Annotated in this window: 9 protein-coding genes; all 9 read left to right on the top strand. The window is 70.4% G+C overall.

Annotation, left to right across the window (positions count from 1 at the left end):
- Positions 1–37 precede the first annotated feature (37 nt).
- The 9 genes from H305_RS45505 to H305_RS0111690 all read left to right on the top strand — a co-directional run bounded on the left by H305_RS45505 (position 38) and on the right by H305_RS0111690 (position 11327).
- On the top strand, positions 38–1318 hold the full coding sequence (locus H305_RS45505; RefSeq protein ID WP_078628998.1) for an MFS transporter: 1281 nt from the start codon (positions 38–40) through the stop codon (positions 1316–1318).
- Between the two features lie 48 nt (positions 1319–1366).
- Positions 1367–1843 (top strand): hemerythrin domain-containing protein, encoded by a 477-nt coding sequence (locus H305_RS0111655; RefSeq protein ID WP_028800536.1) that lies wholly within the window; start codon positions 1367–1369, stop codon positions 1841–1843.
- Between the two features lie 307 nt (positions 1844–2150).
- Positions 2151–5840 (top strand): nitrate reductase subunit alpha, encoded by a 3690-nt coding sequence (locus H305_RS0111660; protein WP_051370529.1) that lies wholly within the window; start codon positions 2151–2153, stop codon positions 5838–5840.
- A complete protein-coding gene (narH, locus tag H305_RS0111665; protein WP_028800538.1) occupies positions 5840–7531 on the top strand; it encodes a nitrate reductase subunit beta in 1692 nt (563 codons plus the stop codon). The genes H305_RS0111660 and narH overlap by 1 nt, the downstream gene beginning before the upstream one ends.
- A complete protein-coding gene (narJ, locus tag H305_RS0111670; protein WP_028800539.1) occupies positions 7528–8190 on the top strand; it encodes a nitrate reductase molybdenum cofactor assembly chaperone in 663 nt (220 codons plus the stop codon). The genes narH and narJ overlap by 4 nt, the downstream gene beginning before the upstream one ends.
- Positions 8187–8954: a respiratory nitrate reductase subunit gamma gene (gene narI, locus H305_RS0111675; RefSeq protein ID WP_028800540.1), complete on the top strand. Its 768-nt coding sequence runs from the start codon at positions 8187–8189 to the stop codon at positions 8952–8954. Before narJ ends, narI begins: the two co-directional genes overlap by 4 nt.
- The gene (locus tag H305_RS0111680) at positions 8951–9298 is read left to right on the top strand and encodes a hypothetical protein (protein WP_028800541.1); all 348 of its coding nucleotides are present in this window, start codon (positions 8951–8953) and stop codon (positions 9296–9298) included. Before narI ends, H305_RS0111680 begins: the two co-directional genes overlap by 4 nt.
- 150 nt (positions 9299–9448) lie before the next feature.
- Positions 9449–9784, top strand: a complete 336-nt coding sequence (locus tag H305_RS0111685) for an oleate hydratase (protein WP_028800542.1) — start codon at positions 9449–9451, stop codon at positions 9782–9784.
- A gap of 337 nt (positions 9785–10121) precedes the next feature.
- Complete coding sequence (locus H305_RS0111690; protein ID WP_028800543.1) at positions 10122–11327, top strand: globin domain-containing protein; 1206 nt, start codon at positions 10122–10124, stop codon at positions 11325–11327.
- Positions 11328–11423 lie beyond the last annotated feature (96 nt).

The raw sequence follows: 11423 nt of genomic DNA on the forward strand, positions 1-11423 counted from the left end.
CGCGCCGAACCAACGTGAGAGTGAAGGGACGGACACCATGGTCCAGCCGACGACGGAGAACGAGAGGCCGGTCTCGGGTGCGCCGGTGCCAGGCCGGGCATGGCTGATGCTGGCCCTGGCCACCATCGGGTTCGCCGTCAACTTCTGGGCGTGGGCGCTGCTGAGCCCGCTCGGCCCGCGGTTCAAGGACTCCCTCGACCTGTCTTCGTTCCAGCAGTCGTTGCTGGTGGCGGTACCGGTCGTGGTCGGCTCCCTCGGCCGCATCCCGGTGGGCGCGCTGACCGACCGGTTCGGCGGCCGGATCATGTTCCCGATCGTGTCCGCGGCCACCATCGTGCCGGTCCTCTATCTGGGTCTGGCCGGGCACTCCTCGCTCACCGCGCTGCTGGCCGGCGGGTTCTTCCTCGGCATCGGCGGCACCGCCTTCGCCGTCGGCGTGCCCTTCGTCAACGCCTGGTTCCCGCCCGCACGACGCGGGCTGGCCATCGGCGTCTTCGGCGCCGGCATGGGCGGCACCGCGATCAGCGCCCTGACCACCGTCAAGCTGGTCGACGCACACAGCATGTCCACCCCCTTCCTGATCACCGCCGTAGTGCTCGCCGTCTACGCCGTGGCCGCCGGACTCCTGCTGCGCGACGCCCCCGGCCGCACGGCGCCGACCGAGCCGCTGACCCGCCGTCTGGCGGCCACCTTCAAGCTGGGCATCACCTGGCAGGCGTCCGCCCTGTATGCGGTGGCCTTCGGCGGCTACGTCGCCTTCTCCGTCTACCTGCCCACCTACCTCAAGACCGGCTACGGCCTCACCCAGGCGGACGCCGCGAACCGCATGGCCGGCTTCGTGCTGCTGGCGGTGGCGATGCGCCCGGTCGGCGGCTGGCTGTCGGACCGCATCGGCCCGGTCCGGGTGCTGGCCGCATCGCTGGCCGTGGTGGCCGTGGGAGCGGTGGTGCAGTCCTTCGCCCCGTCGCTGGCCCCGGTGGGCACCGTCGCGTTCCTGGCGATGGCCGGCGCGCTCGGCGCGGGCAGCGGTGCGACCTTCGCTCTGGTGGCCCTGCTGACTCCGGCGAACAAGGTCGGCTCCGTCACCGGAGTCGTCGGCGCCGCGGGCGGCCTGGGCGGCTTCGTGCCGCCCCTGGTGATGGGGTCGCTCTACGGCGAGTACGGGACGTACGCGGCCGGCCTCGTCCTGCTGGCGATCGTGGCCGCCGCGGCACTGGGCTTCACCCTCACCGGTGTCCGCTCCGCCGTCCTGGGCGGCGGCCGGGCTCCCCGCACCGACCGTGGACAGCGGCACCACGGGGCGCACACGACGGCGTGAGACCACGCGGCTGACAACGACGCAACGAACAGGCGAGGAGAAACCCAGATGTGCGAGTACTGCGGCTGCCAGTCCCTGGCGTCCATCGACGAGCTGACCCGCGAGCACGACGAGGTCGTCCGCCTGATCAGCCACCTGCGCCCCGCCCAGGACAACGGTGGCGTGGCCCGGATGGCCGAAATCGCCCGTGAGATCACCACCGTGCTCGACCCCCACACCCGCGTCGAGGAGCACGGCCTGTTCCCCGCCATGGCCGCCGACTTCCCCGAGCAGATCGCCGCCCTGGAGGCCGAGCACCGCCGCATCGAGTCGGTTCTGGCCGAGGCCGCCGACGGCGTCACTCCCTCGGATCCGGCCTGGCCGGACCGCCTGATGGAGGTGATGGCGATGCTGCGCAACCACATCCTCAAGGAGCAGGACGGCGTCTTCCCGGCCGCACTCGCCGGCCTCGGCACCGAGGAGTGGGAATCGGTCGAGAAGGTGCGCGCGGGGGCGGGCAGTGCCCTGTCCCCGCCCGCCGCCTGACGCTCGTTCACCGCAGGTCACCACGGCGGTCCGGCCTCAACACCGGCTGGACCACCGCTCGTCTGTGCGGGCTGATCCGTTCCGGCGTGCTGTCTCGTTCGCGCACAGCCCTGCGAGAGCGGTCGGCAGTTCGGCGCGCAAACGATCTCGGCACCCGGTTTGCGTGACCGTGGTGCGGCTGTCGACCTCCCCGGGGACAGCGGTCGTATTGTCGTGAACGGCCAGACTTGATCACGACTCGAACGGGCCGGCACGCCCGGGGCGGAGTGGCACGGTGAGCTCGGAGACCAGCCGGACACGGGCAGGCATGGACAGCGACCTGACGGACGCACTGGTGCGCTCCCGCCGGTTCTTCACCCGGGCGGAGGTCTCCGAGGACCTGCGCACCGTGCACCGAAAGGGCGGCAGGCAGGCCGACGACTTCTACCGGGACCGCTGGTCGCACGACAAGGTCGTGCGCTCCACGCACGGCGTGAACTGCACCGGCTCCTGCTCGTGGAAGGTGTACGTCAAGGACGGCATCATCACCTGGGAGGCCCAGCAGACCGACTACCCCTCGGTCGGACCCGACCGCCCCGAGTACGAGCCGCGCGGCTGCCCACGCGGAGCCGCCTTCTCCTGGTACACGTACTCGCCCACGAGGGTGCGCTACCCCTATGTGCGCGGGGTGCTCCTGCAGATGTACCGGGAGGCGAAGGCCCGCCTCGGCGATCCGGTGGCGGCCTGGGCGGACATCGTCTCCGACCCCGAGAAGGCGCGCCGCTACAAGAAGGCGCGCGGCAAGGGCGGCCTGGTCCGTGCGAGCTGGGACGAGGCGACCGAGATGGTCGCCGCCGCACACGTGCACACCATCAAGGAGCACGGCCCCGACCGGCTCGCCGGGTTCTCCCCCATCCCGGCGATGTCGATGGTCTCGCACGCCGCAGGGGCCCGCTTCTACTCGCTGCTGGGCGGGGTGATGCTGTCCTTCTACGACTGGTACGCGGATCTGCCGGTTGCCTCCCCGCAGGTGTTCGGCGACCAGACGGACGTACCGGAGTCGGGGGACTGGTGGGATGCCGGCTATCTGATCATGTGGGGTTCGAACCTGCCGGTGACCCGCACCCCTGACGCGCACTGGATGGCGGAGGCCCGCTACCGGGGTCAGAAGGTGGTGGCGGTCTCTCCGGACTACGCGGACAACGTGAAGTTCGCCGACGAGTGGCTGCCCGCCCAGCCCGGCACCGACGGGGCGCTGGCCATGGCCATGGGGCATGTGATCCTCAAGGAGTTCTTCGTCGACCGGCCCACCCCGTACTTCACCGGCTACGTCAAGCAGTACACGGATCTCCCCTTCCTGGTCTCCCTCGACGAGGTCGAAGGAGAACCGGGCACGTACACGCCGGGCAAGTTCCTGACCGCCGCCGATCTGGGCGGCGAGCACGCCGAGGCCGAGCATGCGCAGTTCAGGACCGTGCTGCTCGATGCCGCCACCGGAAGGCCGGTGGTGCCCAACGGCACACTCGGCGACCGCTTCGGCGAGTCCGGCGCCGGGAAATGGAACCTGGACCTCGCCGGCACCGACCCCCTGCTGTCCGCCGAGGGCAGTGACGAGGCACCGGTCGCCGTCGAACTGCCCCGCTTCGACGCCCCCGACGGCAGCGCGGACCGGTTGAGGCGCGGCGTGCCGGTGCGCCGGGTGGCCGGGCGGCTGGTGACCACGGTGTACGACCTGCTGCTGGCCCAGTACGGCGTGGCCCGCGACGGGCTGCCCGGCCACTGGCCCACCGGCTACGACGACGCGGCCGAGCCGTACACACCGGCCTGGCAGGAAGCGATCACCGGCGTGGAGGCCGGGAAGGCGGCCCGTATCGCCCGGGAGTTCGCTGCCAACGCCGAGGAGTCCAGCGGCCGTTCGATGATCATCATGGGTGCGGGGACGAACCACTGGTTCCACTCCGACACCATCTACCGGGCGTTCCTGACCCTGACCACGCTGACCGGCTGCCAGGGCGTCAACGGCGGCGGCTGGGCGCACTATGTCGGCCAGGAGAAGGTCCGGCCGATCACCGGCTACTCGGCCATCGCCACCGCGGCGGACTGGAACAGGCCGGCCCGGCAGATGATCCAGACCGCGTACTGGTACCTGCACGGCGACCAGTTCCGCTACGACCCGTTCTCCGCCGACACCCTGGCGGCGACCGGCCCGGGCACGGGCGGCCCGTTCGCCGGGAAGACCACGGCGGATGTGATCGCGCAGTCGGCGCGGATGGGCTGGATGCCGTCGTATCCGACCTTCGACCGCAATCCCCTCGATCTGGCCGACGAGGCCGAGACGGCCGGGCGCAGCGTGGGTGAACACGTGGTGGAGGAACTGAAGGCGGGGCGGCTGGGGTTCGCGGGCGAGGATCCGGACGCCCCGGAGAACTTCCCGCGCGTGCTGACGGTGTGGCGCGCCAACCTGCTGGGATCCTCGGCCAAGGGCAACGAGTACTTCCTCAAGCACCTGCTGGGCACCGACGCCTCGGTCCGCGCGGCCGAAGCGCCGCCGGAGGCCCGTCCGACGGACGTGGTGTGGCGAGATCAGGCCCCCGAGGGCAAACTCGACCTGCTGCTCACCCTGGACTTCCGCATGACCAGCACCACGGTCTTCTCCGACATCGTGCTGCCGGCGGCGACCTGGTACGAGAAGCACGACCTGTCCAGCACGGACATGCACCCCTTCGTGCACTCGTTCAACCCGGCCATCGCCCCTCCGTGGCAGACCCGCACCGACTGGGACGCCTTCCACACGATCGCGAAGGAGTTCAGCCGCCAGGCCGTCGGGCATCTCGGGGTGCGAAAGGACGTGGTGGCCGCGCCGCTGCTGCACGACACCCCGGACGAGCTGGCCAATCCGCACGGCCGGGTCCGCGACTGGAAGGCCGGCGAGTGTGAGCCGGTACCCGGCCGCACCATGCCCAAGCTGATCACGGTCGAGCGCGACTACGGTGCCGTCGCCCACAAGATGGGTGCCCTCGGCCCGCTGCTGGACAGCCTGGGCGCCACCACCAAGGGCGTCACCTTCAAGCTCGAGCGCGAGCTGGAGTACCTGCGGCACAAGAACGGCACCGTGCACGGCGGGGCCGCCGACGGACGGCCGTCGATCGCCCGCGACGTGCACGCCTGCGAGGCGATCCTCGCGATGTCCGGCACCACCAACGGCCATCTCGCCACCCAGGGCTTCCACACCCTGGAGGCCCGTACCGGCACCCGACTGGCCGATCTGGCCGCCGAGCACGAGGGCAAACAGATCACCTTCGCCGACACCCAGGCCGCACCCGTCCCGGTCATCACGTCCCCGGAGTGGTCCGGCTCGGAGACCGGCGGGCGCCGCTACTCCCCGTTCACCGTCAACGTCGAACGCCTCAAGCCCTGGCACACCCTCACCGGACGCCAGCACTTCTATCTCGACCACGACTGGATGACCGCGCTGGGCGAGCAACTACCCGTATACCGACCACCTTTGAACATGCACGCACTGTTCGACGAACCCCGTGTGGGCGACGTCGGCGAGCTCGGGGTGACGGTGCGCTACCTGACCCCGCACAACAAGTGGTCCATCCACTCCGAGTACCAGGACAACCTGTTCATGCTGTCCCTGTCCCGGGGCGGGCCGACGATCTGGATGAGCACGAAGGACGCGGCGAAGGTCGGCGTGAGCGACAACGACTGGATCGAGGCGGTCAACCGCAACGGGGTCGTCGCGGCCCGCGCGATCGTCTCGCACCGCATGCCCGAGGGCACCGTCTACATGCACCACGCCCAGGACCGCCTGATCGACGTGCCCCGCACCGAGACCACCGGCCGGCGTGGCGGCATCCACAACAGCCTGACCCGGCTGCTGATCAAACCGAGCCACCTGATCGGCGGCTACGCCCAGCTGTCCTACGCCTTCAACTACCTCGGCCCGACCGGCAACCAGCGCGACGAGGTCACCGTCATCCGCCGCCGCACGGACCAGGAGGTGCAGTACTGATGCGCGTCATGGCCCAGATGGCGATGGTGATGAACCTCGACAAGTGCATCGGCTGCCACACCTGCTCGGTCACCTGCAAACAGGCGTGGACCAACCGCACCGGCGTCGAGTACGTGTGGTTCAACAACGTCGAGACCCGCCCCGGCCAGGGCTACCCCCGCCGCTACGAGGACCAGGAGACCTGGCGCGGCGGCTGGGAGCTGAACAAGAAGGGCCGCCTCGCGCTGAAGGCGGGCGGCCGGTTCAAGAAGCTGATCACGATCTTCTCCAACCCGGTCCTGCCCACGCTCGACGACTACTACGAGCCCTGGACGTACGACTACGAGACCCTGACGAACGCCCCGCTGCAGGAGCACACCCCCGTCGCCCGCCCCAAATCCCTGATCACCGGCAAGGACATGAAGATCTCCTGGTCGGCGAACTGGGACGACGACCTCGGCGACTCCGCCGCGACCGGTGAGAAGGACGTGCTGCTCAATCAGGTCTCGGAGAAGATCAAGCTCGAGTTCGAGCAGACCTTCATGTTCTACCTGCCGCGGATCTGCGAGCACTGCCTCAACCCGTCATGCGCCGCGTCCTGCCCCTCCGGCGCGATCTACAAGCGGGAAGAGGACGGCATCGTCCTGGTCGACCAGGACCGCTGCCGCGGCTGGCGGATGTGCGTGACCGGATGCCCGTACAAGAAGGTCTACTTCAACCACCGCACCGGCAAGGCCGAGAAGTGCACCTTCTGCTTCCCCCGCGTCGAGGTCGGCCTGCCCACCGTCTGCTCCGAGACCTGCGTGGGCCGGCTGCGCTACATCGGGCTCGTCCTCTACGACGCCGACAAGGTGCTGGAGGCCGCCTCCACCCCGGACGACACCGATCTGTACGAAGCCCAGCGTGGCGTCTTCCTCGATCCCGACGACCCACAGGTCGTGCGGGAGGCGGAGAAGGCGGGCATCCCCCGGGACTGGATCGAGGCCGCCCAGCGCTCTCCGATCCATGCGCTGATCAACACGTTCAAGGTGGCGCTGCCGCTGCACCCGGAGTACCGGACGATGCCCATGGTCTGGTACATCCCGCCGCTGTCCCCGGTGGTGGACGCCGTGCGTGACACCGGCGAGGACGCCGAGGACCACCGAAACCTGTTCGCCGCAGTCGACGCGCTGCGCATCCCCGTCGACTACCTCGCTCAGCTGTTCACCGCGGGCGACCCGGCCCCCGTGGACGCGGTGCTGCGCCGCCTGGCGGCGATGCGCGCCTACATGCGTGACATCAACCTCGGCCGTGAACCCGATGCCGCCGTCCCTGAGGCGGTGGGGATGGGCGAGGAGCAGATGTACGACATGTACCGGCTGCTGGCGCTCGCCAAGTACGACGAGCGGTACGTCATCCCGCCCGCGCACGCCGAACAGGCCCACCAGCTCGAAGAACTCGCCACCGAGTGCAGCCTGGACTACGAGGGCGGCCCCGGCATGGGCGGCTCCGGCCCCTTCGGCGAGACCTCCGGCGGCGCCGCCCCGATCGCGGTGGAGAACTTCCACGCCCTGCGGGACCGCCAGACGTCCGACACTCCCGCCGCCCCCACCGACAAGGCCACCCGCGTCAATCTCCTCAACTGGGACGGCAAGAGCTCCCCACCCGGCCTTTTCCCGGACAGGCCATCCGACGGCAGCGCTACCGGCGGGGAGGGAGAGCCGAAGCCATGAGACGCAAGCCCACGCGCACCGCCCGCCCGCAGCCCTGGCACCCCCACGCCTGGCAGGTGCAGTCCCTGCTGCTCGCCTACCCCGACGAGCAGTTCGAACAGCTCCTGGCCCTGGCCGGCCGGGTCGCCGCCACCCTGCCCGAGCCGGTGGCCGGTCCCCTGCTCCGTTTCACCGCACACGCCGAGCGGACCGCCCCCGCCGATCTGGCCACGGCCTACGTCGCCACCTTCGACCACCGCAAACGCTGCTGCCTGTACCTGACGTACTACGCGCACGGCGACACCAGGAAGCGCGGCGTCGGCTTGTTGCGGCTGAAGCAGACGTATGCGGCGGCCGGTTGGCGCCTGAGCGACGACGAACTGCCCGACCACCTCGCCGTCGTCCTCGAGTTCGCCGCCACCGACCCGGCCACCGGGCAACGCCTGCTCACCGACCATCGGGCCGGCCTGGAACTGCTGCGCCTGGCCCTGACCGAGGACGGCTCGCCCTGGGCGCACGTGCTGGACTCCGTCTCGGCCACCCTGCCCGCCCTCGCCGGCGACGAGCGCGAAGCCGTCCTGCGCCTCGCCGCCCAGGGCCCGCCCGAAGAACAGGTCGGCCTCGACCCTTACGCCTCGCCGGTGTTCCTGCCCGCCCCCGTCGTAGGAGGCCCCCGATGACCGCACCCGCGCAGTCCCTCACCGCGGCGGCCGAGACGGGCACCGGCGGCATCCTGCTGTGGGTCGTCCTGCCCTACATCGCCCTCGCCGTCTTCGTCCTCGGCCACGTCTGGCGCTACCGCTACGACAAGTTCGGCTGGACCACCCGCTCCTCCCAGCTCTACGAACGACGCCTGCTGCGCATCGGCAGCCCCCTGTTCCACTTCGGCATCCTCGTCGTGCTGCTGGGCCACATCGGCGGCCTGGTCATCCCCAAGAGCTGGACCACAGCGGCCGGGATCAGCGAGCACACCTATCACGTGGGCGCGGTTGTCCTGGGCACGATCGCCGGCGTCGCCACGCTCGGCGGACTGGCCATCCTGGTCTACCGGCGCCGCACGGTGGGCCCGGTCTTCTCCGCGACCACCCGCAACGACAAGGCCATGTACCTGTCCCTGACGGTGACCATCGTGCTCGGCCTGTCCGCCACGGTCGTCGCCAATCTCATCGGCGGAGGCTACGACTACCGCGAGACCATCTCCCCCTGGTTCCGCTCCATCTTCTACCTCCAGCCCGACCCCGACCGGATGACCGGCGCCCCGATCCTCTTCAAGCTCCACGCCATCAGCGCCATGCTGCTCTTCGCAGCCTGGCCCTTCACCCGCCTGGTCCACATGCTCACCGCACCCGTGGGCTACCTGACCCGCCCCTACATCGTCTACCGCAGCCGGGACGTCCAACTCGGCGCCCGCGCCCCGCGCCGCGGATGGGAGCGCACCCGATGACCTCGACCCCGAACGGCTCCGGCGCGGTCGTGCCGTTGCGCAGCCTCGGCCAGGAACTGCTGGCCGAGGCCCGCACCGTCGGCTCCGGGCGGGCCGCACGCACCATCGTGGCCCTCCCCGGACTGCGGACCACGCTGCTGGCCCTGACAGCAGGACGTGAACTCGCCGAACACCAGGCCCCCGGCGCCGCGACCCTGATCTGCCTGGCCGGACAGGCCCGCCTGGCCACCGCCGAGCGTGAATGGGACCTCCACGAGGACGCCCTCGTAGCCATCCCCGATCAACGTCACCGGCTCATCGCCGACAGCGACACGCTCGTCCTGCTCACCGTCCGACTGGACTGAGAGCACACCGCTGGGGTGTGCGCATCGTGGCGGCATGCCCGCTCGGCTCGCGTTGGCCCGGCCGCGTGCACCGGTGTCCTGCGGCCCTCGGGTTCTTCCCGGCGCTGGGCTGAGGGCCACGTCGTTCGCGGTTCCGGCGAGCGCCCTGACGTGGCAGGTGGCCCCTGGTCCGACCTCGAGGATCAGGCCGCGGCGACCACGACGGTGATCCCGGTGATGATGCCGTACATCACCAGCCAGTTCGCCCCGCGCACGACGCATGACCGACCGCGGGTCATTCCGCGGGGAGCGGCGAACTTCGCCTTCCTCGGCCAGTTCACCGAGATACCGGAGGACGTGGTCTTCACCGTTGAATACTCCGTGCGCGGCGCCGTGCACGCCGTCTACGGACTGCTCGGCCTCGACGAGCGCGAGATCCCCGGCGTCTACCACGCCCTCGCCGACCCGAGAACGGCCTTCGGCGCACTCAAGGCCGCACTGTCCTGAGCTGCACTGCCATTCCTGTGGCGCCGGCACAAAGTGTGACACCGCGGTGCACCAGCCTTCCGTCGCCCCCGTAAGGGGCTGCAAGGGGTTGCTCCCTCCCGTCTCCGGTGGCCTGCCCGGAGAAGCCGGGCCAGGCTTCCCAGAGCGGGCGCACCGGCGGGCCACCTGGAGGCGGTGACCGGACCGGCCCGACGGGCCCTGTCCTCAGGGAAGTTCGGCCCTATGTGAGACCACGGCGTCACCGACACGATCGATGTGCCGGTCGGATCCGCCGCACGGTCCCCGGCTGTGACGGTGAGCGCCGTCCCGATATGTGCCCGCGTTCCAAAGGAGAGCCATGCTTTCGCCCGAGTCGGCCGCTGTCATTCGCGCCACCCTGCCCGCCGTCGGCGGGGCGCTGGACGAGATCACGGCACGTTTCTACGGCACCATGTTCGCCGAGCAGCCCGAGTTGCTGGACGGGCTGTTCAACCGCGGCAACCAGGCCAGTGGCGAGCAGCGACGTGCACTGGCCGGGTCCATCGCGTCCTTTGCCCAGGCACTGCTGGCCGACCCCGACACCCGCCCCGACGCGCTGCTTGCCCGGATCGCCCACAAGCACGCCGCGCTCGGCGTCACCGAGGACCAGTACACGATCGTCCACAAGTACCTCTTCCGTGCCATCGCCGACGTGCTCGGTGAGGCGGTCACACCGGAGGTCGCCGGGGCCTGGGACGAGGTGTACTGGCTGATGGCCGGAGCCCTCATCGCCCAGGAGGCCCGGCTCTACCAGGAAGCCCAGGTCGATCCCCGGCACCCGTGGCGACAGTGGACCGTAGTGGAGCGGCGGGAGGAGACCCCGGACGTGGCGTCCTTCCTGCTGCGCCCGGCAGACCACGGCCCCGTGCCGCCGGCCCGCGCCGGCCAGTACGTCAGCGTCCGCGTGCTCATGCCCGACGGCATCCACCAGACCCGCCAGTACAGCCTGTCCAACGCTCCGGGCGACCGGCTGCGGCGCATCACCGTCAGGCGGGTGGCGAGCGTTGCCGAGGCCCCGGAGGGCGAGGTCTCCAACCAACTGCACCGTACAGTCCTGCCCGGCGGCGAACTCACCCTGTCGGCCCCGTTCGGAGATGTCGTGCTCGACGACGCCGACACCCCCCTCGTGCTGGTGTCCGCCGGCATCGGCATCACCCCCATGGTCGCCATGCTCGAACACCTCGCTGCCACCGGCTCGCCCCGTCCGGTCCTTGTCCTGCACGCCGACCGCACCCCTGCTGACCATGCCCTGCGCACCGACATCCGCCGTCTCGTGGAACAACTGCCCGACGCACGGGCAGAGTTCTGGTACGAACAGGACGCAACCGACGAACCCGGTTCTCGCACAGGCCTGATGGATCTCGACGGACTGGACCTGCCCGCCGACGCCGACGTGTACCTGTGCGGATCGCTTCCCTTCATGCGCGCCGTCCGCTCCCAACTGCTCCAGGCCGGTATCCCCGCGCGCCGCATCCGCTACGAGGTCTTCGGCCCCGACCTGTGGCTGGCCCACGCCGAGGGCTGAGACGTCCGCCCGCCGAGGCAGCAGGAAGCACACGATCAGGGAGGGCCCGCAAGGCTGGTGATCAAGGCCGCGCGCGGGCGGGCCAACCGCGCCGGC

Origin of the sequence: Streptomyces sp. 142MFCol3.1 (assembly GCF_000424945.1) — a bacterium.
Lineage (GTDB): Bacteria > Actinomycetota > Actinomycetes > Streptomycetales > Streptomycetaceae > Streptomyces > Streptomyces siamensis.

Excerpts from the sequence above, each read along its gene's own strand:
- H305_RS45505 (WP_078628998.1), top strand. The coding sequence starts at position 38 with ATGGTCCAGCCGACGACGGAGAACGAGAGGCCGGTCTCGGGTGCGCCG.
- H305_RS0111655 (WP_028800536.1), top strand. The coding sequence starts at position 1,367 with ATGTGCGAGTACTGCGGCTGCCAGTCCCTGGCGTCCATCGACGAGCTG.
- H305_RS0111660 (WP_051370529.1), top strand. The coding sequence starts at position 2,151 with ATGGACAGCGACCTGACGGACGCACTGGTGCGCTCCCGCCGGTTCTTC.
- narH (WP_028800538.1), top strand. The coding sequence starts at position 5,840 with ATGCGCGTCATGGCCCAGATGGCGATGGTGATGAACCTCGACAAGTGC.
- narJ (WP_028800539.1), top strand. The coding sequence starts at position 7,528 with ATGAGACGCAAGCCCACGCGCACCGCCCGCCCGCAGCCCTGGCACCCC.
- narI (WP_028800540.1), top strand. The coding sequence starts at position 8,187 with ATGACCGCACCCGCGCAGTCCCTCACCGCGGCGGCCGAGACGGGCACC.
- H305_RS0111680 (WP_028800541.1), top strand. The coding sequence starts at position 8,951 with ATGACCTCGACCCCGAACGGCTCCGGCGCGGTCGTGCCGTTGCGCAGC.
- H305_RS0111690 (WP_028800543.1), top strand. The coding sequence starts at position 10,122 with ATGCTTTCGCCCGAGTCGGCCGCTGTCATTCGCGCCACCCTGCCCGCC.